Origin of the sequence: Paraburkholderia sp. GV068 (assembly GCF_003058125.1) — a bacterium.
GTDB classification, from domain to species: domain Bacteria; phylum Pseudomonadota; class Gammaproteobacteria; order Burkholderiales; family Burkholderiaceae; genus Paraburkholderia; species Paraburkholderia graminis.
Genome location: NZ_QBUB01000013.1, coordinates 1 through 25497, shown reverse-complemented (window position 1 = coordinate 25497; position 25497 = coordinate 1). Strand labels below are relative to the sequence as shown.

Annotated in this window: 19 protein-coding genes and 1 tRNA gene; 10 read left to right on the top strand and 10 right to left on the bottom strand. The window is 63.8% G+C overall.

Features of this window, described 5'->3' with window-relative positions; translation table 11 throughout:
- Positions 1 to 3: 3 nt before the first annotated feature.
- Complete coding sequence (locus C8K18_RS23910) at positions 4 to 1878, bottom strand: tetratricopeptide repeat protein (protein WP_107710287.1); 1875 nt, start codon at positions 1876 to 1878, stop codon at positions 4 to 6.
- A 294-nt stretch (positions 1879 to 2172) separates the two neighbouring features.
- On the opposite strand from C8K18_RS23910, the gene C8K18_RS23905 reads away from it, so the two are divergent.
- Positions 2173 to 2442, top strand: coding sequence for a hypothetical protein (locus tag C8K18_RS23905; RefSeq protein WP_006048385.1), 270 nt, complete (start codon positions 2173 to 2175; stop codon positions 2440 to 2442).
- A 107-nt stretch (positions 2443 to 2549) separates the two neighbouring features.
- Here C8K18_RS23905 and htpG read toward each other — a convergent pair whose 3' ends face one another.
- Positions 2550 to 4454 (bottom strand): molecular chaperone HtpG, encoded by a 1905-nt coding sequence (gene htpG / locus C8K18_RS23900; protein ID WP_107710289.1) that lies wholly within the window; start codon positions 4452 to 4454, stop codon positions 2550 to 2552.
- Between the two features lie 97 nt (positions 4455 to 4551).
- On the bottom strand, positions 4552 to 6003 hold the full coding sequence (locus C8K18_RS23895; RefSeq protein ID WP_053857735.1) for a PLP-dependent aminotransferase family protein: 1452 nt from the start codon (positions 6001 to 6003) through the stop codon (positions 4552 to 4554).
- Between the two features lie 457 nt (positions 6004 to 6460).
- On the opposite strand from C8K18_RS23895, the gene C8K18_RS23890 reads away from it, so the two are divergent.
- The 6 genes from C8K18_RS23890 to C8K18_RS23865 all read left to right on the top strand — a co-directional run bounded on the left by C8K18_RS23890 (position 6461) and on the right by C8K18_RS23865 (position 14430).
- The gene (locus C8K18_RS23890; protein WP_107710291.1) at positions 6461 to 7159 is read left to right on the top strand and encodes a VOC family protein; all 699 of its coding nucleotides are present in this window, start codon (positions 6461 to 6463) and stop codon (positions 7157 to 7159) included.
- 75 nt (positions 7160 to 7234) lie between these two features.
- Positions 7235 to 8431 (top strand): PLP-dependent aminotransferase family protein, encoded by a 1197-nt coding sequence (locus C8K18_RS23885; RefSeq protein ID WP_053857733.1) that lies wholly within the window; start codon positions 7235 to 7237, stop codon positions 8429 to 8431.
- A gap of 80 nt (positions 8432 to 8511) precedes the next feature.
- The gene (locus tag C8K18_RS23880; protein WP_006048390.1) at positions 8512 to 8976 is read left to right on the top strand and encodes a RidA family protein; all 465 of its coding nucleotides are present in this window, start codon (positions 8512 to 8514) and stop codon (positions 8974 to 8976) included.
- Between the two features lie 189 nt (positions 8977 to 9165).
- Positions 9166 to 10068, top strand: coding sequence for a PhzF family phenazine biosynthesis protein (locus C8K18_RS23875; RefSeq protein ID WP_107710293.1), 903 nt, complete (start codon positions 9166 to 9168; stop codon positions 10066 to 10068).
- Positions 10069 to 10677: 609 nt separating this feature from the next.
- Positions 10678 to 13026 (top strand): EAL domain-containing protein, encoded by a 2349-nt coding sequence (locus C8K18_RS23870; RefSeq protein ID WP_006048392.1) that lies wholly within the window; start codon positions 10678 to 10680, stop codon positions 13024 to 13026.
- Positions 13027 to 13221: 195 nt separating this feature from the next.
- Positions 13222 to 14430, top strand: a complete 1209-nt coding sequence (locus tag C8K18_RS23865; protein ID WP_029969996.1) for a chromate transporter — start codon at positions 13222 to 13224, stop codon at positions 14428 to 14430.
- A 5-nt stretch (positions 14431 to 14435) separates the two neighbouring features.
- Here the strand turns inward: C8K18_RS23865 and C8K18_RS23860 are convergent, their stop codons facing one another.
- From C8K18_RS23860 to C8K18_RS23840, 5 genes are all read right to left on the bottom strand, one after another.
- On the bottom strand, positions 14436 to 14894 hold the full coding sequence (locus C8K18_RS23860; RefSeq protein ID WP_029969999.1) for a CopD family protein: 459 nt from the start codon (positions 14892 to 14894) through the stop codon (positions 14436 to 14438).
- Positions 14895 to 15213: 319 nt separating this feature from the next.
- Positions 15214 to 17538, bottom strand: coding sequence for a DNA topoisomerase IV subunit A (parC, locus tag C8K18_RS23855; protein ID WP_107710294.1), 2325 nt, complete (start codon positions 17536 to 17538; stop codon positions 15214 to 15216).
- Positions 17539 to 17596: 58 nt separating this feature from the next.
- On the bottom strand, positions 17597 to 19582 hold the full coding sequence (locus tag C8K18_RS23850; protein WP_006048396.1) for a DNA topoisomerase IV subunit B: 1986 nt from the start codon (positions 19580 to 19582) through the stop codon (positions 17597 to 17599).
- A gap of 394 nt (positions 19583 to 19976) precedes the next feature.
- On the bottom strand, positions 19977 to 21971 hold the full coding sequence (locus tag C8K18_RS23845) for an ATP-binding cassette domain-containing protein (protein WP_006048397.1): 1995 nt from the start codon (positions 21969 to 21971) through the stop codon (positions 19977 to 19979).
- A gap of 247 nt (positions 21972 to 22218) precedes the next feature.
- Positions 22219 to 22620: a DUF4399 domain-containing protein gene (locus C8K18_RS23840; RefSeq protein WP_107710296.1), complete on the bottom strand. Its 402-nt coding sequence runs from the start codon at positions 22618 to 22620 to the stop codon at positions 22219 to 22221.
- A 217-nt stretch (positions 22621 to 22837) separates the two neighbouring features.
- Between C8K18_RS23840 and C8K18_RS23835 the strand changes: the two genes are divergently transcribed.
- The 3 genes from C8K18_RS23835 (at position 22838) to C8K18_RS23825 (ending at position 23655) form a co-directional block, all read left to right on the top strand.
- The gene (locus C8K18_RS23835) at positions 22838 to 23029 is read left to right on the top strand and encodes a rubredoxin (protein ID WP_029970007.1); all 192 of its coding nucleotides are present in this window, start codon (positions 22838 to 22840) and stop codon (positions 23027 to 23029) included.
- 140 nt (positions 23030 to 23169) lie between these two features.
- Positions 23170 to 23244: transfer RNA gene (locus tag C8K18_RS23830), tRNA-Arg, on the top strand.
- 138 nt (positions 23245 to 23382) lie between these two features.
- Positions 23383 to 23655, top strand: a complete 273-nt coding sequence (locus tag C8K18_RS23825) for a hypothetical protein (protein ID WP_029970008.1) — start codon at positions 23383 to 23385, stop codon at positions 23653 to 23655.
- A 465-nt stretch (positions 23656 to 24120) separates the two neighbouring features.
- Here the strand turns inward: C8K18_RS23825 and C8K18_RS23815 are convergent, their stop codons facing one another.
- Positions 24121 to 24825: a glutathione binding-like protein gene (locus C8K18_RS23815; RefSeq protein WP_107710300.1), complete on the bottom strand. Its 705-nt coding sequence runs from the start codon at positions 24823 to 24825 to the stop codon at positions 24121 to 24123.
- Positions 24826 to 25050: 225 nt separating this feature from the next.
- A complete protein-coding gene (locus tag C8K18_RS34080) occupies positions 25051 to 25272 on the bottom strand; it encodes a hypothetical protein (RefSeq protein ID WP_029970009.1) in 222 nt (73 codons plus the stop codon).
- Positions 25273 to 25497: the final 225 nt, after the last annotated feature.

Genomic DNA, 25497 nt, shown 5'->3' with positions numbered 1-25497 from the left:
CCGTCAACCGTTCGCAACGGGATGCGCGACGGCGCCAGAAACGACGTTGCTTGCGTCGTCAGCCATCAGCGCTTGCAGACGCGCCGTCACGCGTTCGACCACCGGCGCCCATTGCCCAGGCTGCGGCTGCCTGAAAAGTTCGAGCGAGTCGTACCAGGCTTGCGTCTCCGCGTTGCCCCACGCCCAATGCGACACGTGATCGAGCATGCCCAACACCGGCCGCCCGAGCGCCCCGCCGAGATGCAGCGGCGCGCTGTCGATCGTGACGAGCGCATCGAGCGCAGCAAGGTGAGCCGCGACATCATCCAGGCCCGTCTGATAGTCCGCCGTCATGTCGAACACGCGATGCCCCTGCGCGGTCATCACAGCGACGTCGGCTGCGCGTCCTGGCGTAAGCGAATAGAACGCGACATCGGCGAGCGACAGCAGCGGCTCGAGCGCAGCGCGCGCAATCGAGCGCTTGTCATCGCGGCGATGCATCGGGCTGCCCGCCCACACGAGGCCCACATGCAGCCGCGCGTGCGGCGCGTGCGCGCGAAGCCGCTCGCGCCAGAGCGCCGCCTTGCCCGGATCGGCGCGAAGATAGGCACCGCCGCGCACCTGCTCTGGCTGCAAATTCAAAACGAGCGGCAAGCTCATCATCGGCAGGCTGTAGTCGGGCGCGCCGAGCGGGCCGTCCTCGATCGATACGCAGTCCTCGTAGAAACGACCAAGCAGCGGTTGCAACGACTTGCGCACGCACAGCACGAGCCGCCCGCCCTCCGCGCGCACGCGTGCAGCGAGTTGCGGCACATAGCGGACCATGTGGATGTCATCGCCATTGCCCAGTTCGCTGTGCACCACGAGCGTCTTGCCCGCGAGCGTCTCGCCGCGCCGACGCGGACAGAGGCGCGCCATGACCGAAACGATGTTATTCGGCTCGCGGTCGTCGCGCGCGAGGCGTGCCTCGAAACGCTTCCAGCCGCTTGTCCAGAAGCCGCGCCGCAGTTCGAGATCGGCGAGATCGACTGCGGGCGTCACCGCGTGGGGGTTCGCCGCGAGGGCTTGATGCAGCATGGCCTCGCTTTCCTCGTAGCGCGCCTGCTCGCACAGATAGAAGCCGATCGCGGCGAGTACGTCTGCGTTACCGGGCGAAGCGGCATTAGCGGCGCGCATGGTCGCCTCGGCAGCCGCCGCGTCGTTGCATTGCCATTGCGCGTGACTGAGCTGCCAGGCCATTTCCGCATCAGCGGGATTGCGCGTCAGCATGTCGCGGGAAAGATGTTCGAGCGCGGCCCAGTCGCGCGCCTCGCGCAAAGCCAATGCAAGTTGCAAGGGCAACGCGGGATCGACAGCGGGGTCGAGCGTATAAGCTCGCGCGAGCGCCACGCGCCGCTCGTCGCGCACACCAGGGCCGCTTAGCGCGCCAAGCGAAATAGCAAGCCACCACGGCCCGTGCGCATCCTCCGGTTCGCGCTGCCGATACGCGCGCAACATGTGCGCCGCCGCGGAATGCGCGCCGCAATCGTTGATGAGCCAGGCGGCCCATTCAAGCGTCACGGCGGGTGCCTGCGCGGCGACCGCCATTTCGCTGTGATGCCGCGCGACTTCGCCGCGCCCGAGTGCGTCGGCGAACAACGCAACGCGGGCATGGCGCGCGCCGTTCTCGCCCGCTTGCGCCTGCGATGCGCTGTGATACGCCAGCTCGAAGTTCCCCGCGCTCGCGTGCAGGTCGGCGTGCAATTGAGGCGTCACGCCCGCGGCGGCCAGCTCGGCGGCACGCGATATGGCGGGCTCGAAACCCTCTTCGCGCAGTATCGACCACAGAAGATGCACGGTCTCCAGACGCGTTGTCACATTGACCATAACGGCCGGGGCGGCCACAGCGGAATCGGACATAAAAATTCACAAGATGCCGCGCTGCGCAGGTGTATGCGCTTGAGTCACAAAACACATTCCACATTCGACGCGCGCGGCCAGGTACACAAAGCGGCCCGAAGGAACCAAGGTGGTTCTTCAAGCCTCCGGTTCGAAGCGCGATTCCCAAGATAATGCCGCGCGCGGCATCTCATAAACCAATCTCAATTTATGGTCGTTGATAAATTTTAGTTAGTTAACCATAATGAATTCCGCCCTGTGTCGAAGACGGCGAGGGGCGTCCAGCAAATCAACAACTAGCAGCAGGGAGGCAGATTGAATACTACAAACGCGAAGGAAACATCTGACCGGATCGCGCATCTTGCGTCGGTCGTATTGCATCGTCCGGGCGCCACGCATATCGAGAAAGAGCTAGCCGGCTCGGCGCTCGCGCAGCACCACACGTCGAAGCAAAGCAGCGCAGCCATTGGCAGCCTCGCGGCAAAAGTGCTCGCCGATCACCACTCGAGTTTCGAGGCTAAGGAATTGGCCGGCAGTGTGCTTGCGCAAGTGCGGCATTTGCACGCGCTGACACTGGAGCGTTAAAACACGCGCACGAATGAGAAGGCGAAAAAAATGCGCTGCCGAAGCAGCGCATTCCGAGTCGCGAGGACATTAAAGCGTCTGCGCGACGCTACGCAATCATCGCCCAGTCAGGCGGCATTCGCGCGCGCGAGCAACAACGTGTTCGTGCGCTTCACAAAGCTGGCCGGATCTTCGAGCGCGCCGCCTTCGGCGAGCAACGCCTGGTCGAACAGCAGGTGACACCAGTCGTCGAAGTTGGCGCTGTCCGCGTGCAAGCCCTTCACGAGCGCGTGTTCCGGATTCACTTCGAGAATCGGGTGGAACGACGGCGCCTGCTGACCCGCAGCCTTGAGCATGCGCTGCAGGTAGCCGCTCATTTCGCCGTCGTCAGCAACGAGGCACGACGGCGAATCGGTCAGGCGGAACGTGAGGCGCACGTCCTTGGCCTTGTCCTTCAACGCGTCCTTCATCTTCTCGACGAGCGGCTTGAGTTCTTCGCTGACCTTTTCCTGCGCCTGTTTTTCCTCGTCGTTCAGCGCGCCGAGATCGAGGTCGCCGCGCGCCACGCTTTGCAACGGCTTGCCGTCGAATTCGTTCAGGAACGACAGCATCCATTCGTCCACGCGGTCGGTCAGCAGCAGCACTTCCACGCCCTTCTTGCGGAACACTTCGAGGTGCGGGCTGTGCGTTGCCGCCTGCCAGGTGTCGGCAGTCACGTAGTAGATCTTCGACTGCTCGGGCTTCATGCGCGCCACGTAGTCGGCGAGCGACACGGTCTGCTCGGGCGTCTCCGTATGCGTGGAGGCAAAGCGCACGAGCTTGGCAATGCGCTCGCGATTCGCGAAGTCTTCGCCGATGCCTTCCTTCAGCACCTGGCCGAATTCCTTCCAGAAACCGGCGTACTTCTCGCGATCGGCTTCGTTCTCCGAGTTGGCCAACTCTTCGAGCATCGACAGCGCGCGCTTGGTCACGCCCTCGCGGATCGCCTTGACGTCGCGGCTTTCCTGCAGAATTTCACGCGATACGTTCAGCGGCAGATCGCTCGAATCGACCACGCCCTTCACGAAGCGCAGATACGACGGCAGCAGTTGCTCGGCGTCGTCCATGATAAACACGCGCTTCACATACAGCTTGAGGCCGCCGCGATGATCGCGGTTCCACAGGTCGAACGGCGCGTGCGTCGGCACGTACAGCAATTGCGTGTACTCGCTGCGGCCTTCGACGCGGTTGTGCGTCCACGTCAGCGGGTCCTGATGATCGTGCGACAGATGCTGATAGAACTGCTTGTACTGCTCGTCCGTGATGTCGTTCTTCGCGCGAGTCCACAGCGCGCTTGCCTGATTGACGGTCTCGTCTTCGTCCTTCGTGACCATCGCGCTCTTTTCGGCGTCCCACTCTTCCTTCTTCATCAGAATGGGCAGCGCGACGTGATCCGAATAGCGCTGAATGATCGACTTCAGCCGATGCGACGACAGCAGCTCATCCTCTTCCGCACGCAGATGCAGCGTGATGGTCGTGCCGCGCGCGGCGCGCTCGATTTGCTCGACGGCGAAGTCGCCCTCGCCCGCGCTTTCCCAGCGCACGCCTTCGGACGCCGGCAAGCCGGCGCGGCGCGTCTCGACGGTGATCTTGTCGGCAACGATAAAGCCCGAATAAAAGCCCACGCCGAACTGGCCGATCAGCGCCGCGTCTTTCTGCTGGTCGCCCGACAGCTTGCCGAAGAATTCCTTGGTGCCCGAGCGCGCGATCGTGCCGAGATTCGCGATCGCCTCGTCGCGGCTCATGCCGATGCCGTTGTCGTCGATCGTGATCGTGCGCGCCTCTTTGTCGTACGACACGCGAATGCGCAGATTCGGATCGCTCTCGTACAACCCGCTGTTTTCAATGGCTTCGAAGCGCAGCTTGTCGGCCGCGTCGGACGCATTGGAAATCAGCTCGCGCAAAAAGATTTCCTTGTTGCTGTACAGCGAATGGATCATCAGGTGCAGAAGCTGTTTCACTTCCGCCTGAAAGCTCATGGTTTCTTGTGCCATGGTCGGACTTCCTCTCTGTTGCGAATCGGGTTTTTGCCAATCGGTTCTTGCGAATGCCGCCGGATTGTCCGCCTAAATAAGGACAATCCGCGCGGTTTCAAGAGGCGCGGCGCGCGACACCGTCGAGATAACGGCACAAAAATGTCGCCAGTTCGGGATCGCCGCAATTGGCAATGTTGAAGCGCATCCACGTCGTTGGCGATTGTTGCGGCGAAAAAAGGCTGCCGGGCGTGAGCAGAAAGCCGGCTTCGTGGCCGGCCGCGGCGAGTCCGTCGGCGTCGACTCCGGTGTCGGCCCACACGAACATGCCCGCCGTCGGCGTCAAAAAGAGCTTGAGGCCCGTCTTTTCCAGCATCCGCGCGGATTTTTCGCGCACGCCGTCAAGCCGCGCCCGCAGCCGCTCGACATGGCGCCGGTAGTGTCCTTCGGTCAGAATCTTGTACAGCACGCGCTCGTTCAACTCGGGACTCGTCATGCCGACCAGCATCTTCTGGTCGCTGACGGCTTTGGCCACCTCGGGCGCGCACGCAATAAAGCCGACGCGCAGATTCGGCGCGAGCGTCTTCGAAAAACTGCCCAGGTAGATCACGCGCTTTAGCTGATCGAGGCTCGCGAGCCGCGTGCCCGCATAGCCCGGCGGGCATAGATCGCCGTAAATATCGTCTTCGACGACGATGAAGTCGTACGCCTCCGCCAGTCGCAAAATGCGAAACGCCTGCGCGGCCGTCAGCGACGTGCCGGTCGGATTCTGCAGCACCGAGTTGATCACCAGCATCTTGGGCCGCCACGTTTGCACGAGCGATTCGAGCGCGTCGAGATCGGGGCCGTCCGGCGTGTACGGCATGCCGACGAGCCGCGCGCCCTGCGACGCGAAGCGCCCGAACATCTGGAACCACGCTGGATCGCCGACGATCACCGCGTCGCCCGCCTTCACATAAATGCGCGAAATGAGGTCGATTGCCTGCGTGACACCGGACACCATCACGATCTGATCGGGCGACGCGCCGATCTCCAGTTCCTCGAGACGCGTCTGCAATTGCTGACGCAGCGGCAGAAAACCGAGCGGCGTGCCGATGCCGAGCATCTGCGCGCCGCTTTGCCGGCCGAGCGTGCGCAGCGCGTTGGTGATCAGCTCGCCGTCGAGCCAGCGCGCCGGCAGATAGCCGAGGCCGGGACTGCGCTCCGGGCGCGCGCCGGTGTGCAGCATGTTGCGCAGCAGCCAGACGACGTCGATGGTGGCCGGCGCGCTTGCGTGCGCGGCCGGGCGAATGTCCGCGACCGCCGTGCCCGCCAATCGCTCGCGCACGAAGAAACCGGAGCCGCGCCGCGACTCCAGGTAACCCTGCGCGACGAGCCGTTCATACGCCTCGACCACGGTGAAGCGCGACACGCCTTTGTCGAGCGCCAGCTTGCGGATCGACGGCATGCGCATGCCGGGACGGAACACGCGCTCCTCGATGCGGCGGCGAGCCCACTGCACGAGCTGCTCGACAAGCGTCAACGACGCCGTGTCGTGCGGGGCGGGAATCTGCGTAAGCGGGACGGACATGACGGGCTCCAACTGTACCGAACGGTATCGAATCGATTGTACCGTTACTGTGCAGGTCGTCGCCGGTACATTTGAGACAGAAGGCGGTCGGGCTGGCGGTAAGCGGCTGGCGGGCGGTGCGTGAGGCTGGGTGGCGATCAGCATACCGAAAGCGCCTGGCGGACCGTGCATCAGGTCGGCGATCTGCTCACCGGAACGTCATGGGCGCGAGTCAGCAACCAGCAGACAGTGCCGACGAGCGCGCAAGCAAACAACCAACTCAGCACGCACGGCAAACCACCAAGCCAGCGCGAAATTCACCCGCGCAGCCCACGCAGCCCGCCCATCGCCCAACCCGCCGATGCGCCGCGCCCGCGAACGGTTATGCTTACGACCCCGGCGCCCGCGCAACCGGCACGCCGCAACCGGCACGCGGCGCAGGCCAGACCTACCGTAGAAACCCGTTTCCCGATCCGCAATGACCGCACATCCGCTACGTCTCGATCATCTCGTCGTTTCCGCCCGCACGCTCGACGAAGGCGTGCAGTACGTCGCCGACATCCTCGGGGTCGAACCGGCCGGCGGCGGCGCGCATCCGTTAATGCGCACGCACAACCGGCTGCTGAACCTGTGGGGCGGCGCGTACCTGGAAGTGATCGCCGTCGACCCGCACGCCGACGTCGCCCGCGAAGCCACGGAAACCGCCGCGCCCCGCCCGCGCCTCTTCGCGCTCGACGACCCGGCGACCCACGCTCGCCTGGAAAACGGCCCGTATCTGTCGCATTGGGTGGCCCGCGTCGACCGGCCGAAGCATCTGCCGACGTGGCAGGCGCAATATCCGCAGCGCATTCCGCCGATCGTGCCGCTCACGCGCGGCGACTTCGCGTGGGGCCTGTCGGTGCCGGAAGACGGCGCCTTCCCCGCCTGGCAAGGCGCCGGCGACGGCGTGCTGCCGTCGCTGATCCAGTGGGACACGGCGCGGCATCCGTCGACGGTATTGCCCGAGACCGGCATCGCGCTCAAAGCGCTCAAAGGCGTGCATCCGCAAGCCGATACGGTGGCGGCGCAATTGCAGTGGCTGGGCGCCGCGCATCTGATCGACGTGCAGGCCACCGACGGCCCCGCCGCGCTCGTCGCCGAATTCGAAACACCGAGCGGTCTACGGACCCTTAAATAAGCAGCGCGCGCGGGTCGCCGACTCGCGCGATAATCGAAGTTTTGACCGGTTCCAGAGACACCAGCAGAGGAGACCATGGACCAAAGCGACCTGAAAGCCCCCACGTGGCAATTGTCCGAACGCGCACGCAAGCTCACGAGCTCGGCGATCCGCGAGATTCTGAAGGTCACGGAACGGCCTGAAGTCATTTCGTTCGCGGGCGGCCTGCCCTCGCCGGCCACGTTCCCGGCTGAACGCATGCGCGAAGCGTCCGACCGCATTCTGCGCGACGCGCCCGCCGCGGCGCTCCAGTACAGCGCGACCGAAGGCTATGCGCCGCTGCGCGAATGGGTCGCGGCGCGCTATTCGGTGAACGGCGCACAGATCCGCGCCAGTCAGGTGCTGATCACGACCGGCTCACAACAGGCGCTCGATCTGCTCGGCAAGGTGCTCGTGTGTCCGGAAAGCCCCGTGCTGGTCGAGACGCCTACGTATCTCGGCGCGCTGCAATCGTTCTCGATGTACGAGCCGCGCTACGTCCAGGTGCCGACCGACGAACACGGGCTGATCCCCGAAGCACTTACGCCGAAGCTCACCGCCGGCGCGCGCCTGTTGTACGCACAACCGAATTTTCAGAATCCGACGGGCCGCCGCCTGCCGGTCGAGCGCCGCCGCGCGCTCGCCGCGTTCGCCAAAACCGCGCCGTTCCCGGTGATCGAAGACGACCCCTACGGCGCGCTCGATTACGCGGGCGAACCGCTGCCGACCATGCTGTCGATGGCGCCCGATCACATCGTCCACCTCGGTTCGTTCTCGAAGGTGCTGGCGCCGGGTCTGCGGGTCGGCTACATCATCGCGCCCGAAGAGCTGATCTTCAAACTCGTGCAGGCGAAACAGGCCACCGATCTGCATACGCCGAGCTTCACGCAGCGCATCGTCCATGAAGTGATCAAGGACGGCTTTCTGGACACGCACGTGCCGACCATTCGCGAGCTGTATCGCGACCAGTGCGCGGCCATGCTGAACTCGCTCGAACGCTACATGCCCGAAGGCGTGACGTGGAATCGCCCGGAAGGCGGCATGTTCGTGTGGGTGAATCTGCCCGCGCAGATCGACAGCATGAAGCTGCTCGCGGAAGCCGTCGCGCAGAATGTCGCGTTCGTGCCGGGCGGTCCGTTCTTCGCGAACGAGGCGCAGCACAACACGCTGCGTCTGTCGTTCGTCACGGTGCCGCCGGCCAAGATCGACGAAGGCGTGGCGCGTCTCGCGGCGCTGATCCGCGCGAAGCTATAAAGGCAAGCGGGCCCCCGCCCGCTTTTGCGTTTTTCGCCCGCTTCCGCTTCTTCCGTTTTTCACTACCGACCGAGGACAACATGGCTCAAACGAATGTGTACGACAAGCTCAAGGAACTGGGCATCGAACTGCCCAACGCCGGCGCGCCGGCCGCCGCTTATGTGATGAGCGCGCAAAGCGGCAATACGGTGTACCTGTCCGGCCACATCGCGAAGAAAGACGGCAAGGTGTGGGCGGGCAAGCTCGGCGCCGACATCGGCACTGAAGAAGGCAAAGTGGCCGCGCGCTCCATCGCCATCGATCTGCTCGCGACCCTGCACGCGCACGTGGGCGACCTGAACCGCGTCAAGCGCATCGTCAAGCTGATGAGTCTCGTCAACTCCACGCTCGACTTCACCGAGCAGCATCTGGTCACGAACGGCGCGTCCGAACTGATCGCCGACGTGTTCGGCGAGCGCGGCAAGCATGCGCGCTCGGCGTTTGGCGTCGCGCAGATTCCGCTCGGCGCATGCGTCGAGATCGAGATGATCGCGGAAGTCGAGTAACGCGGCGTCGCATAAGTTCACGCAGCGTTACGAGCGCGAGGCGCGGTTCGGCCGGGCGCTCGACAGAACGCGTCGCGAGGTGCCAGGCACCCGCGGCGCGTTTTGCATTTGTGGCGAGGTGGATCGTTCCGGCGGCAGCAGATAGAATCCGCGAACCATACCAACCGCAGGATCGACGGACCACGCCCGATGCCCGCCAACACAGTTCGTTTCAAGCAGGTCGACGTATTCACGTCAGTGCCGTTCAAAGGCAATCCGCTCGCCGTCGTGTTCGACGCCGACGCGCTCAGCGCCGCTCAGATGCAGGCGATCGCGCACTGGACCAATCTGTCCGAAACAACTTTCCTGTCGACGCCGACTGACCCGGCCGCCGACTATCGCGTGCGCATCTTCACGACGCACGGCGAATTGCCCTTTGCCGGTCATCCGACGCTCGGCACCGCTCACGCGCTGCTCGAAAGCGGCTATCAGCCGAAGCAGCCAGGCAAGCTCATCCAGCAATGCGGCGTTGGGCTCGTCGAGTTGCAATCCGACAGCGAAGGTCCGGGCGAGGCGCACGGCGCGTGGGCGTTCGCCGCGCCGCCCGCGCGCGTCGTGCCGTTGCCCGAACAGCAGTACGCCGCGCTTTCCGCGGCGATGCGCAGCAACGCGATTGATTTCAGCGCCGTGCCGTCTGCCGTCGATAACGGCGCGCCCTGGCTCATCGTGCGAATGAATTCGGCGCGCGATTGTCTGGCGCTCGAGCCCGACGCGGCCGCGCTCGCGCACATCGTCCGCGCGGTCCGCGCACACGGCGTCGCTGCGTACGGTCCGCACGATGCCGATGGCCCCGCCACCTTCGAAGTGCGTTGCCTGATGGTGGGCGGCGCGTTCGGCGTCAGCGAAGACCCTGTTACCGGCAGTGCCAATGCGGCGCTCGCGGGTCTGTTGAGCGCGCAGAATTTGCGGCCGGGCGCGAGTTATACCGCGCGCCAGGGCACCGCGCTCGGACGCGCCGGCCAGGTGTTCGTGCGCTACGACGACGCAAACGGCAAGACGTGGATCGGCGGATCGTCGGTGACAGTCGTCGACGGCACGTTCCGTATGCCGTGAGCGGCCCGTCGTTTGCTGGCTTCCCGCGAGCCCAGCTAAAGCAACGGCGATGCCGCTGCAAGTCGATGAAGATAAGCCGTACGCGACTCACCTCTTTTAGCCACGCTTAAGCACGTTTAGCCACAAAAAGCCGTTTGCCGCGCTCGCGCGATGCGGCACGGATAACCAAACCGCCCAAAAGATCACGCAGGTACAAGCCGCCATGCCGGAGCGCCGAATCCCGATGGATCATCCGAATACAACGACCGCCAGCATCCGATCCCGCGCGTGCCCGGATTCGCGGGCCGCCCGGGCATGGAGCGGATTCGAAAGCGAACCTGAAAGCGAACCTATAAGCAAACCTATAAGCGAAGCGCAAAACAGCCCGCAAAATAGCCCTTATACGGCCGCGGACCGCGCCCGCGTATACCCGATGCCGGGACCCTTCCTTAATCCAGTGGCATTAAGTAATATCGAAACGTACCCGGCCCGGTGCAGACGATCAGGCGCGAAACCACGCCGTTTCTTCTTGCGCAGCAGTTCCGGCAACTCCATGCAGCCACCCATGAAAACAGCGCAGTCCACGCTCGCGCGTTCGCAACCGGCCGGCAGCTGGGCACGGGCCGCCTGATGAGCAAACCCCGCTTCTCCGATCAGCGCGAAGCCCGAAGCCGCCGCGATCCCGCTGTATCGCGCCGTCGCGCGCTGCTTGCCATTCCCGCGCTCGGCGTGCTCGTCTTGATCCTGCTGTGGACTGTGATCTTCGCGCGTCTTTCGGTCGAAAAAGAAGCCACCAATCGCGAAGCGATGGCGTCTGCCGCAATTCTCTCAGCGGCGCTCGAACAGCATACGATCAAGGCGATTCACCAGGTCGATCAGATCACGCGCTTCGTCAAATACGAGTTCGAGAAAACGCCGGGGCGTTTCGACCTTGCCAGCACGGTGGAAAAAGGCGTCGTGCAAAGCGAGACGCTCGTGCAGGTGTCGTTGATCGACGAGCACGGCCAACTCATCGCCAACACGGCCGAACTGAATCCCAAGCGTATCGATCTGTCGGATCGCGAGCACTTCAAGGTTCACGAGCACGAAAACGACGACCAGTTGTATATCAGCAAGCCCGTGCTCGGCCGCGTATCCGGCCACTGGACTTTGCAGATGACGCGGCGTCTGAATCATCCGGACGGCTCGTTCGCGGGCGTCGTGGTCGTGTCGGAAGACCCGAGCTATTTCACGAGCGACTTCTACAACAACGCGGCAATCGGCCGTGAAGGCGTGATCGCGGTGATCTCCGACAACGGCACCGTGCTCGCGCGGCGCACCGGCAGCGTCGTGAACGCGAGCGGCACGTTTTCGGCAAGCGGCTCGTATCCGACTTCGGAACACGTGTCGGGCACCTACGTCGATTCGCTCGACAACGTCACGCGCATCGTGTCGTACCGGCATATCGACGGCTATCCGCTGGGCGTGCTCGTGGGTCTGTCGCAAGCCGAGGAATTCGCCGACTACAACCACACGCGCAACGTCTATCTGCTGATGGCGGGTTTCATCTCGCTCGCCATGCTGAGCTTCTTCGCGGTCGCAACCGGTCTGATCGGCAAACTGCTCGGCCGCGAGCGCGAGATGACGCATCTGGTCGAATACGATCTGCTGACCGGCCTGCGCAATCGCTATTCGACCTTGCGCACGCTACGGCAAGAAGTGGCGCAGCCGCACAACCTCGGCCACCTCGCGATTCTCTTTATCGACCTCGATAACTTCAAGACGGTCAACGACACGCTCGGCCACAACGCCGGCGACATCGTGCTGCAAATGACGGCCTCGCGTCTCGCCACGGCGGTCGCGGACGGCGGCACGTTGAGCCGCATCGGCGGCGACGAGTTCGTGGTCGTGATCAAGGGCGAGGACGTGGAAAAGCGCGCGGTGGCGCTTGCCGAAGCGGCGGCTGAAGCGTTCGCCAAACCGTTCGAAGTGCGCGGCAGTTCCTTCGTGCTGCATGCGAGCATCGGCATCGCGCTTTATTCGGTGGCGAACGAAAGCGAGATCGACCTGCTGAAAAAAGCCGACCTCGCGATGTACAGCGCGAAAGACGCGGGCAAGAACTGCTACCAGTTCTATTCGCCGCAACTCTCGCATCGCGCGGACCATCTGATGAAGTGGGAGCAGCAGTTGCGCGTGGCGCTCGCCGAAGGGCAACTCTTTCTCGCCTATCAGCCGAAGATCGATCTGACGCGCCGCTGCATCACCGGCTTCGAGGCGCTGGTGCGCTGGAATCATCCGCAGCACGGTCTGATTCCGGCCAACGAGTTCATTCCCGTCGCGGAGTCCACGGGACTAATCGTGCCGATCGGCGACTTCGTGATCGAGACCGCGTGCCGGCAACTCGCGGTCTGGCAGCAGCAAGGCTACGACACGCTGTCGCTCGCGGTGAACATTTCGGCGGTGCAGTTCTGGCGCGGCGATCTGTACGAGACGATCTCGCACGCCATCGAGGAAAGCGGCATTTCCGCGCGCCGTCTGGAACTCGAAATCACCGAGACGGCGATGATGGAGTATCCCGAACTCGTCTCCGAAAAAATCTTTGCGCTCAAGCGTCTCGGCGTGCGCATTGCACTCGACGACTTCGGCACCGGCTATTCGTCGCTCTCGTATCTGAACCGTTTTTCGGTGGACACGCTGAAGGTGGACCGCTCGTTCGTCCAGGCTATTCCGGGCGACCGCAGCGTCTGCGTGATGGTCACCGCAATCGTCAATCTGGCGCGCTCGCTCGGGCTCACGGTGGTGGTCGAAGGAACGGAAACCGAAGAGCAGATTGCGTGGCTCGCCGCGCTCGGCCATATCGAAGCGCAGGGTTTCCTGTTTTCGCGCCCTGTTCCCGTCGACGCGATTCCGGCGCTGCTCGAACGTTTCGGCGTGTGCGGCATGGCCGGCCGGCGCCCGGTTCAGGAAGCAAACAGCACGAGCACCAGCACGAACGGTTAGACAGGGTGCTGAAGGCGTGCGCCGAGGGCTTCATCTAACGCTGCGGCTTTGCAAGCCCATCCATACCGCGGCCGCGCAAAACCGGCTACATTCTCGCTGTATTGCGTTCTCGCGCGATGCCGTCGGACCGGCCGGCCGCGCGCAACATCAAAGGATCACAGGACGGGCGCCCGCCTCGCGGACGCCCGTGGCGCCATGCACACGATAACAAGCCACGAAGCTGCAAGACGAGGGGAGCGGGAACCGCTATGGACGCTGTTCAAGGTCGTGCTCGGCCTGTCGGCGTTGTCATGGGGCGGCCTCGCGCTAATGGCGCAGCTCGAGAATCACTACGTCGAGCGCGAGGCACGGCTCTCGCGAGTCGCGTTCTCCGATCTGATCGCGCTTGCGTGGATGGTGCCGGGGCCCGTGGGCTGCAACGTCGCCGTGCAGCTCGGACACGCGCTGCGCGGACGTGCCGGCGCATGGGTCGCGGGCATCGCGAGCGTGCTGCCCTTCTTCATGCTGATGACGCTGTTCGCGATCTTTTACCGCACGCCGCTCGTGCGCACCTTCGCGTCGCAGACTTTGCTGAATCACTTTAGCGTGGTGCTCGCCACGCTGATCGGCATCACCTGGTACAAGCAGACGCGCGCGCTCGTGCGCGGCAAACTCGAATGGACGGCGGCGGTGGTCGGCTGCTTCGCGCTCTTCTATGCACACAGCCCGGCGGCTTATGTGCTGATGCTGAGCGCGGCATTCGGCGCCGGCTGGGTGGTGAGCCCCGTGCGCAACACGCGCTTTGTCGTGTCGTTCTCGCGAGGCGACTGGCAGATACTCGCCATGCTGTGCGTGTTCGTGCTGCTCTTCGCACTGCCGCTGCCGCATCGCTACGATCTCGCGCTGCTATGGCCGCGGCTCGCCGGCGCGGGCATGACGCTCTTCGGCGGCGGCTTTTCCGCGTTGCCGGTGCTCAAGACGCTGTTCGTCACGCCGACCATCGGCGTCTCCGACAACGACTTCACGCTGGCTTTTTCGTTGTCGCCGATCTCGCCCGGACCGCTGCTGAACGTGGTGCCGTTCTTCGGCTATCTCGTCGACGGCTGGGCGGGCGCATTGCTCGCCACGCTCGCGCTGTTCGTGCCGTCGGGATGCCTCGTCGTGCTGGCGCAGCGGCATCTGCATCAGTTGAAAATGAATCCGCGATTCGAGCATGGCATGCGGATTCTGCGCGCCGTCACCACCGCGTTCCTCGCGGTGGCCGTGCTGCGTATCGCCGGACATGTGCCGCTGCAACCGGTCTATCTGCTGACCGCCGTGTTCTCGGCGATGTGCTTCGCGAAGCTCAAGCTGCCCGTGTATGCGGTGTACGGCACCGTGGCGATTGCGTGCGGGCTGTGGCTTGCGTATGGCGCGTGGGCTTAGCGCGATCAGAATCCGCGTGACAGCACCGCGAAGCCGACCGTCACGACACCGAGCACGATGTTGATCAGCACGAGACGCCGGATCGTGCCGACCGCCTGCGCGCCGTCAGGCCACTTCTGCGCCTGCACTGCGCGGCGAATGCGCGGAAATACGGCGAACCGGATATGCCCGAAGATCAGCATCATGACGATGCCGAGGCCGGCCATTGCATGCAACGGCCAGGTGGCGTGACCGCCGCCGAATTGCATCAGCAGGAAACCGCCCGTCAGCAGAATGACGAGCACCGAAGCCGCCACCCAATTGAAGAAGCGGCCAAACACCGATTCCCACAACGGCAAGCGCAATTGCGGCGAGAGATCGGCTATGGCGGGGCGCAAGCAGAAGTGCGCGAAGATCATCCCGCCCACCCACACCGCGACTGCGAGCAGATGTAGAAAGAGCGCGAGTTCGATAGCCTTGTTCATGTTGTATTCCTCTCCGACGACGCCACACCGCTTATGCCGAATGATATGAGCAGCGGCTATTGAGCGCGTTCGACCGCACGCCCTGCGTGCAGTTCCAAAACGCCCGTGGCTTGCGTCGTTTTTCTTGTTGTTATTGCAGCGCGGCTGATGTCTCGACGAAGTACCGCGACCTGCTACTTCGCTGGTACTTCGACTCGATACCGCGACGCCGCCCCCGAATTTGCCGCGCGCTGTACTGCAATGCGCTGTACTGCAATGACTTGCACGGCCAGCGCCTCGCATGCTAGCAGACGCCGGCCGCTTTCAACATGAATCTTCGTCAGGCAACCGGCACCGGACGCATGCCTTCGAGCTTGAGCTTGCTCTCCGGCGCACGGCCCTTGCGTGCCCGCTTGCCGACATGCGCGGCGAGCGCGGCGCCGCTCAGCTTTTCTTCGTCCAGACGACCGCCGCGGCGCGCGCCGATCAGCATCACGCCGGCCGCGTTGATGGCGAGCGCCTGCACCAGCGTTTCCTTGTCGTCGAGCGCCATCAGCGTGACGCCGCGGCCGCCGCCCGACAGCGTCTTCATTTCGTCGATGCCGAACACCAGCAGGCGACCCGCCGACGACAGACACGCAACCTGCGTCGCGTCCGGCAGCATCGGCATGGGCGCGAGCGGCGCGGCGCCTGCGTCGATCGTCATGAACGACTTGCCCGCCTTCACGCGGCTCACCATGTCGCCGACCTTCGCGATGAAGCCGAAGCCGTTGCTCGACGCGAGCAGCAACGCCTGATCCGCCGAAGCCGCGTAGTAATGCATCAGATGGCTGCCCGACTCCATTTCGATCAGCGACGTGACCGGCACGCCGTCGCCGCGGCCGCCCGGCAGCGACGCCACCGCGACCGAATAGACGCGCCCGTTGCTGCCCCACGCGATGAGCGTGTCCGGCGTGCGGCACTGGAACGCCGCGTACAGACCATCGCCGGCCTTGAACGTGAAGCCCGCCGTGTCGAGGCCGTGCCCCTTCAGCGCGCGCACCCAGCCTTTTTGCGAGACCACGACCGTGACCGGTTCGTCGACCACGCGGGCTTCGTACGTCGCGCGCTTTTCCTGCTGGATCAGCGTGCGGCGCTCGTCGCCGTATTGCTTCGCGTCGGCTTCGATTTCCTTGATGAGCAGACGCTTCATCGCCGATTCGCTGCCGAGCAGTTCTTCGAGCTTCGCCTTCTCGTCGCGCAGTTCCGCGAGTTCCTTCTCGATCTTGATCTTCTCGAGCCGCGCCAACTGACGCAGCCGGATTTCGAGGATGTCTTCGGCCTGCCGGTCGGACAAGCCGAACGCGGCCATCAACGCGACCTTCGGTTCGTCCGACTCGCGAATGATGCGGATCACTTCGTCGATATTCAGGAAGACGATCATCCGCCCTTCGAGGATGTGAATCCGGTCGTCGACCTTCGTCAAACGATGACGCGTGCGGCGCGTGACGGTGGCGAAACGGAACGCGATCCACTCGTGCAGGATTTCGCTCAAGCCCTTCTGACGCGGCCGGCCGTCGCCGCCCACCATCACCATATTCAGCGATGCGTTCGACTCAAGACTCGTATGCGCGAGCAGCGTGTTGACGAACTCCGTCTGATCGATGCGGCTCGACTTCGGCTCGAATACGAGGCGCACGGGCGCGTCCTTGCCCGACTCGTCGCGCACGGCGTCGAGCAGGCCGAGCATGGTCTGCTTGCCCTGCAACTGTTCCGGCGTGAGCGCCTTCTTGCCGAGCTTGATCTTCGGATTGGTCTGCTCCTCGATTTCCTCGAGCACCTTCTGCGCGGCCGTGTTCGGCGGCAATTCGGTGATGACCAGTTGCCACTGGCCGCGTGCGAGGTCCTCGATTTTCCAGCGGGCGCGCACCTTCAGGCTGCCGCGGCCGGTTTCATAGGCCGCCGAGATTTCCGCTTCGCTGGAAATGATCTGGCCGCCGCCTGGGAAGTCCGGCCCCGGCACGTGCTCCATCAACTCCGCGTGCGTGATCTTCGGATTGCGGATCATCGCGACCGTGGCAGCCGCGACTTCGCGCAGATTGTGCGACGGAATTTCAGTCGCGAGACCGACCGCGATGCCCGACGCGCCGTTCAGCAAAACGAACGGCAGACGCACGGGCAAGAGCCGCGGCTCGTCGAACTCGCCGTCGTAGTTCTTCATGAAGTCGACGGTGCCCTGGTCGATTTCGGCGAGCAGCAGCTTCGCGATCGGCGTCAGGCGCGCTTCCGTGTACCGCATCGCCGCCGCGCCGTCGCCGTCGCGAGAGCCGAAGTTGCCCTGGCCGTCGATCAGCGGATAGCGCATCGAAAAATCCTGCGCGAGACGCACGAGCGCGTCGTACGCCGACTGGTCGCCGTGCGGGTGATACTTACCGAGCACGTCGCCGACCACGCGCGCCGACTTCACCGGCTTGGCGTTGTCGGACAGACCCATGTCGTTCATCGCGAACAGGATGCGGCGTTGCACCGGCTTCTGGCCGTCGCAGACATCCGGCAGCGCGCGGCCCTTGACCACGCTCACCGCATAGTCGAGATACGCGCGCTCCGCGTAATTGCCGAGCGTCAGGAAGTCGCCTTCGGGCGGCGGCGGCTCGGTGAAAAGGTCGAGAGTGTTATCGTCGTCCATCTAGAATCCGTATCGTGTTTGGCGTGAGGTTTCGTGCGGGAGCGCTGGCTTGCACCGCTCAGATATCCGCTTCGACTTCATTGCCCTTTTCTTCGAGCCAGTTGCGGCGCGACGCCGCTTCGCCCTTGCCCATCAGCATGGTCATGCGCGCGACCGTGGCGTCGTAGTCGAGCTCGCCGAGCGCCACCGGCGTGAGACGCCGCGTGTCCGGGTTCATCGTCGTATCCCATAGTTGTTCGGCGCTCATTTCACCCAGCCCCTTGAAGCGGCTGATCGACCATTGCGTGTCGCGCACGCCGTCCTTGCGCAGCTTGTCGAGAATCGCCTCGAGCTCGCCTTGGTCGAGTGCGTACAGCTTCTGCGCGGGCTTCTTGCCGCGCGCGGGTGCGTCGACGCGAAAGAGCGGCGGACGCGCGATGCACACATGACCGCGTTCGATCAGTTGCGGGAAGTGCTTGAAGAACAGCGTGAGCAGCAACACCTGGATGTGCGAGCCGTCCACGTCCGCGTCCGACAGAATGCAGATCTTGCCGTAGCGCAGATTCGACAGATCGATCTTGTCGTCCGGGCTGTGCGGATCGACGCCGATCGCCACCGAAATGTCGTGCACTTCGTTGTTCGCAAAGAGACGGTCGCGCTCGGTTTCCCACGTGTTCAGCACCTTGCCGCGCAGCGGCAGGATCGCCTGGAACTCCTTGTCGCGGCCCATTTTCGCGGAGCCGCCCGCCGAATCGCCCTCGACGAGGAACAACTCGTTGCGGCCGATTTCCGTCGATTCGCAATCGGTCAGCTTGCCGGGCAGCACGGCCACGCCCGAGCTCTTGCGCTTCTCGACCTTTTGCCCGGCACGCGTGCGCGCCTGCGCCTGCTTGATGACGAGGTCCGCGAGCTTCTTGCCGTGCTCGACGTGCTGGTTGAGCCACAATTCGAGCGCCGGACGCGCGAACGACGACACGAGCTTCACCGCGTCGCGGCTATTCAGACGCTCCTTGATTTGCCCCTGGAACTGCGGGTCCAACACTTTCGCCGACAGCACGAACGACACGCGCGCGAACACGTCTTCGGCGAGCAGCTTCACGCCCTTCGGCTGCAGGTTGTGCAACTCGACGAAACTCTTGACCGCCTGGAACAAGCCTTCGCGCAAGCCGGATTCGTGCGTGCCGCCCGCGGGCGTCGGAATCAGATTGACGTACGACTCACGCGTGAGCGGCCCTTCCTCGCTCCACGCGACGACCCACGCCGCGCCCTCGCCTTCGGCAAACGTCTCTTCGTTCGCGCGCGAGTTTTCGGCGTAACGCTCGCCTTCGAAAAGCGGAATCAGCAGGTCGCTGCCGCTCATGCCTTCGAGCAGATAGCCGCGCAAGCCGTCTTCGTATTTCCAGCTTTGCTGTTCGCCGGTTCGCTCGTTGACGAGTGTGACTTCGACGCCCGGCAACAAGACCGCTTTCGAGCGCAGCAGACGCTGCAGTTCGCCGAGCGGCAGATTCGGCGAGTCGAAGTACTTCGGATTCGCCCATGCGGTCACGCGCGTGCCCGACTTCTTTTCGCCCCTGGCTGCGGCGCGCACTTCGAGCGGCTTGGCGACGTCGCCGTTGGCGAAGCTGAGCGCGGCGACCTTACCGTCACGCCATACGGTGACGTCGAGGCGCGTGGACAGCGCGTTGGTGACCGACACGCCGACGCCGTGCAGGCCGCCCGAAAACGTGTACGCGCCGCCAGCGGCTTTATCGAATTTGCCGCCCGCGTGCAGGCGCGTGAACACGATTTCGACGACCGGCACGCCTTCTTCCGGATGCAGGCCGAAGGGGATGCCGCGGCCGTCGTCTTCGACCGACACCGAATGATCCGCGTGCAGCGTGACCGTGATTTGCCGGCCGTAGCCGCCGAGGGCTTCGTCCGACGCGTTGTCGATGACTTCCTGAATGATGTGCAGCGGATTCTCGGTGCGGGTGTACATGCCGGGCCGTTGCTTGACCGGCTCGAGACCCTTCAACACCTTGATCGACGCTTCGCTATACGCGGCGTTTGGCTTTTTCGTGGACATGGTTGACTCGGGTGCGTCGGTTCATCGTTGTCCACAGGTCCGGTTGATAAGTCCGTGGACAATGCGTTGAGTTTTCAAAAAAAGCGAAACGAAACAACGTGGTTAGGTGGGATGCCCGCGATGCGGGCAAGCTGTTTGTCGCATGGGTTGCGCTCGTTCGCCGCGTGATGAGCGCGCGGCGTTCGTGCGCATTTACAGCACTCCCCTGATTGGGCGCTGCATCGCGGCCCAGCGCCACCGCTGGTGAAAACGCCGGGGATGCCTTGTTCGCGGGGTATTTTACTGATTTCGAACCTGGCGGCAATTCACGGCGCACACGATTGGCCATTCGGACAAGGCGCGGTCCACACGCAAGCGAAAGCGCCGACGACGAAAGACGCCGGCGCTTGCCGCCTCATTTGCGACGGTTTTCGAGTTCGTCCCAGCGCTCGAGCGCGGCCAGCAGTTCTTCGTCGATGGCGGCATAGCGTTCGGAAAGACGCGTGCCTTCCTGTGGGTCCTTCGCGAAGATCGAGCCTTCTTCAAGCTGGGCGCCGATGGTTTTCTGCTCGGCCTCCAGCGCGGCGATTTTCTGCGGCAGTGCTTCCAGTTCGCGCTGCTCCTTGAACGACAGCTTCGCCGCGCGCTGCGGATTGCGGCCGGCTGTGTTGTCGTTGCCGGAGGCGTCTTTGGCTGTGTCTTTATTGGCGTCTTTAGCCGCGTCTTTCGTTGTGTCCTTAGTTGTGTCCTTAGCCGCGTCCCTGCTCGCCTCTTTCTGCGCTTCCTGCGCCAACTGCTGCGAGCGCTCGCTTTGCAACTGCCAGTCGGTGAAGCCGCCCACATACTCGCGCCACTTGCCGCCGCCCTCCGACGCGATCACCGACGTCGCGACGTTATCCAGAAACGCGCGGTCGTGGCTCACCAGTAGCACGGTGCCGTCATAGTCCGTGAGCAGTTCTTCAAGCAGTTCGAGCGTGGGAATATCGAGGTCGTTGGTCGGTTCGTCGAGCACCAGCACGTTGGCCGGCCGCGCGAACAGACGCGCGAGCAGCAGCCGGTTGCGCTCGCCGCCCGACAGCGACTTGACCGGCGAACGCGCTCGCTCCGGCGCGAACAGAAAGTCGCCGAGATAGCTCATGACGTGCTTTTTCTGACCGTTGACCTCGACCCATTCGCTGCCGGGGCTGATGGTGTCGGCGAGACTTTTGTCCAGGTCCAGTTGCGCGCGCATCTGGTCGAAATACGCGACCTGCAGATTGGTGCCGACGCGCACCGTGCCCTCGTCCGGCTTCAATTCGCCGAGGATGATCTTCAGCAGCGTGGTCTTGCCCGCGCCGTTCGGACCGACAAAGCCGATCTTGTCGCCGCGCATGACGGTCCCGGTGAAGCGGTCGATCACCGTGCGCGAGCCGTAGCGCTTCGTGACATCCGTCAGTTCCGCGACGATCTTGCCCGACTTCTCGCCCTGCCCGACGTCGAGCTTGACGTTGCCTTGCACGTTGCGGCGTTCCGCGCGCTGGTTGCGCATTTCGACGAGCCGCGCGATGCGGCCGACGCTGCGCGTACGCCGCGCCTCGACGCCCTTGCGAATCCACACTTCTTCCTGTGCGAGCAGCTTGTCGGCCTTTTCGTTTTCGACGCGCTCGATTTCCAGTTGCTGCGCCTTGCGCGTCTGATAAGCCGAAAAGTTGCCCGGATACGACAGCAGACGCCCGCGATCGAGTTCGACGATGCGCGTGGCGACGCGGTCGAGAAACGCGCGGTCGTGGGTGATGAAGAGGAGCGCCGCGCGCTGCGACACCAGCAGATCTTCCAACCAGCGGATGCCGTCGAAATCCAGGTGGTTGGTCGGCTCGTCGAGCAGCAGAACGTCCGGCTGCACGACCAGCGCACGAGCCAGCGCGACGCGCTTTTGCATGCCGCCCGAGAGCGAACCCACGCGCGCCTCGCCGTTCAGGCCGATCTGCTGCAGCGTGGTGGCGACGCGCGTGCTCCAGTTCCAGGCGTTCGTGGTGTCCAGCGACGATTGCAGCGTGTTCATGCGCGCCATCAGCGCGTCGTGCTGCGCGCCTTCCGGTTCATCCGCGAGCTGGTTGGCGACCGCGTCGTATTCGTCGAGCAGCGCGCGGGCGTGCGTGAGGCCGGCCGCGACGGCTTCGAAGACTGTGTCGTCGGTATCGAACTCCGGCTCCTGCGGCACGTACACCGTGGTCAGACTCTGCTGACGCGTGACGAGGCCGTCGTCGGGCTTGGCCAGATCGGCGACGATCTTCAGCAGCGACGACTTGCCCGCGCCGTTGCGGCCGATCAGACCGACCCGCTCGCCCGGTTCGAGAGAGAAGTCCGCGTGATCGAGCAACGCGACGTGACCGAACGCCAGTTGCGCTCCGGTAATGGTGTAAAGCGACATGGGAAATTGGAGAAGACAGCGAGGATTCGGAACTGCTCATTGTACCGGGCGCGCGAGCGGGTGCCTGTATGCCGGAAGATATAGGACGAACGCCCCGCGTCGCGATGCCTGGCGTCGACTGTCGGGTCGGATGGTTTGCGTCGGCTTGCGTCGGCTCTTATCCCCTTGCGAGCCGTGCGAACGCGAGCATGAAGCGGCTGCCGGGCGATGCCGACGCGCGCCCGGCCATTTGCGATCCGGCGGCGCGCTACTTCACATGCACAGTGATGGTCTTGCTGAGTCCGGGACCATAAGAGCGATGTGCGCCGTCGCCGAATTGCAGCGTCAGCGTATGGTCGCCCGGCGGCAGTGTCAGGTCCGCTTCCGTCTGACCCTTGCCGAAGTGGAGCGATTTGTCGTTGGCGGGAATCACCTCGCCTTTCGGCAGGGGCTTGCCGTCCACCAGCAGATGATGATGGCCCGTGCCGTCCGTCATCGTGCCGGCCGGGGCGATCTTCATGCCGTCGACGGCGAATACCACGTGGACGGGATTGCTGACGGTCGCGCCGTCCGTCGGCTGCACGAAGGACACGCTTGCCGCCTGCGCCGCGCCGGACGCCGCCAGCAATCCAGCCAGTGCCGCGCCGGTCAACCATCTGGTTTTGAACATCGTTTTCTCCTGGTTAGAAACGTGAGCCACGCACGATACGCAGCGCCGCTGCGAGTCAGCAGCATACACGCGGTGCGTGACAGGGCTTGTGCGTGCCTGCGTCAAATCCGATTGCCGATGCCGTTGACGAATTCCGGTAATATTGCGGCTCTCCGCGGATGCCCGAAAAAGGGGCAGACTGCGCGGGATCATTGCATTGAAGAGAGAAGAGTACGTCGTGAGCGAAGTAACGGAAGTGACTGAGTACAAGAGCTGGGTTTGCCTGATTTGCGGCTGGATCTATAACGAAGAAGAAGGTTTGCCCGAAGAAGGCATCGCCCCCGGCACCCGCTTTGCCGCGATTCCCGAGGACTGGCGCTGCCCGCTGTGCGACGTCGGCAAGGCGGAGTTCGCGGTGGTGGAGTTTTGAGGTTGGGCGTGACGTCGTTTCCGACGGTTTTGCTATACTCTTGCCCTCGCTTGCATGGCTGAAAACGCAAGCGCTTGCGGCGTCATTTCGGCGCGGCAATCACAGATCAGGGGTCCGGTCCGCCCCGTTGTAGCTATCCGCTCCCTGTAGTTCAATGGATAGAACAAGTGCCTCCTAAGCGCTAGATGCAGGTTCGATTCCTGCCAGGGGGACCAACTACCCTTCCAGTATTTCCGTCGCCGCGTTCGCCTTCGGTCGCACTGTGCCGGCGAACCTCCGGCACGATCCGGGGATGTTGCCCCAGCGCGCTGTTGGTTGCACAATTGCAGCCCACGGGGATGACGACAATGAAAATGAAGACCGCCTTGGCAGCGTTGACCATGCTTGCCGCGTGCACCACCATATCCGACGTTACGCCGGCCGGCAACGGTCGCTACATCGTCACTACGCAGGTTCGCGGCGGCATGACGCCGTGGGGCGAAGTAAAGGCATCGAGCCTCAAACGCGCCGACGAATATTGCCGCCAGCAGGGTCAGCAGATGCATCAGGTCGATATGCAGACGCATGGCGTCCGCGGATGGACACCGCAGGAAGCGGAACTAACGTTTTCCTGCACGTCTAGCTAACGTCGTTTGTGATCGGATGGACCGTGACCAAACATGGGCATCGCTGCGCCACTCACCGCTCACCTGGCTGACGATCCGGATGAACTTCGGCGGATCAACCTCTGACCGACGCGCAACTCACTCGTTATCGAATCTGAGCGTCTTCGAATGTAGCCGTCGACATTCGCAGTATGTCGCTCAAGGCATTCATTACGAAGTGAGACCTGGTCTTGTCCGCAACGTCCTGGGGCGCCTTACGGGGTAGAACACCTGCCCGGTAAAGCGCTTCCAACTCCTCCCAATTGACTTCACCAATCGCAGGTCCGCTCGGCAAAGCATTGCTGCCGTTTGATCCCAGACAGTCCGCCGCTTTTCCTGCCAACTCTGCTATCGCACGGGTCTTGGCCAGTCCAAGCGCCTCGCCGCGGAGAATCCTGGCATCGACCAAAAACCGCGGCCCGCAGCGCAGCGCCCGCTCGCTCCCCGCTAACCCCGCTTCGGACTATCCAGCCCGCGAACCACCGCCGGCCGGGCGACGAACGCCGCCAGCGTGCGCTGAACGTTGGGAAAATCCTGAATCGCGACGAGCTCGCCGGCTTCATAGAAACCGATCAGATTGCGCACCCACGGAAACGTCGCAATATCGGCAATTGAGTACTGATCGCCGAGAATCCACTCGCGTCCTTCCAGACGCTGCTCCAGCACGCCGAGCAGGCGCTTCGATTCGGCGACGTAGCGATCGCGCGGACGCTTGTCCTCGTACTCCTTGCCGGCGAATTTGTGGAAGAAGCCGAGCTGGCCGAACATGGGACCGATGCCGCCCATCTGGAACATGACCCACTGAATGGCCTCGTAACGGCCGGCGGCGTCCTGCGGAATCAGCTGCCCGGTCTTGTCCGCGAGATAGATCAGGATCGCGCCCGATTCGAAGAGCGGCAGCGGCTTGCCGTCCGGCCCGTTCGGATCGATGATCGCCGGAATCTTGTTGTTCGGGTTGAGCGACATGAACTCGGGCGTCAACTGATCGTTGGTGTCGAAGCGCACCAGATGCGGCTCATACGGCAAGCCGGTTTCCTCGAGCATGATCGACACCTTCACGCCGTTGGGCGTCGGCAGCGAATAGAGCTGCAGGCGCTCGGGATGCGCGGCGGGCCATTTCTTCGTGATCGGGAATGCGGACAGATCTGTCATGTGATGGTGTAGCCCTGTGCGGGAATGGCGGATGAAAACGGTATCGGGACGATCGACAGAGCCAGTTCGGCGGCATGGCGGCACGGCCGGCGCTGATACGGCGCTCAGCACGCAATGCGTAATGCGCGGCCTCAATGCATCGTCCCGATCCGGCGACGGCCAAATATAAACCGAGTCGCCGCAACGTGTGCGGAAGCCGGCAGGCCCCCCAACGTCAGCCGACGCTCACCACAAATCTTTCGTCGCGCTGCCCGCGCGCACGTTATAGCCCTCGCGCCACAGCGCGGCGCCCACCGTCACCAGCAGCGACCTGTGCCCGGCGTCGAGCTGCTCCCACGTCGACGCGACCCAGGCCGCGAAATTCGCGCAGGTTTCCTCGAGGTCGACGGGCGCTTTGCCCTCCAGATACTGGCGTTCGAACATCGAAAGGACTTTTTCCGGTGTCATTGGCGCGGCCTCCGTGTTGGATGCATTCAGTCTAAAGGCGACGCAGCCTGCGCGGCGCGCTCTGCGCGCCAAAGCCGGGTTACTCCCAGGCCGGATCTGCGCTGCAAAGAGAAAAGGCGCCGAGGCGCCCTCAGACTGCTGACCAACCCCACGTTTTCCGGAGCGTGGGGTTTTGTTTTTCAGGCGTAGGAATTCGCGCGATGGCCCGTGACGCTGCGGACCAGC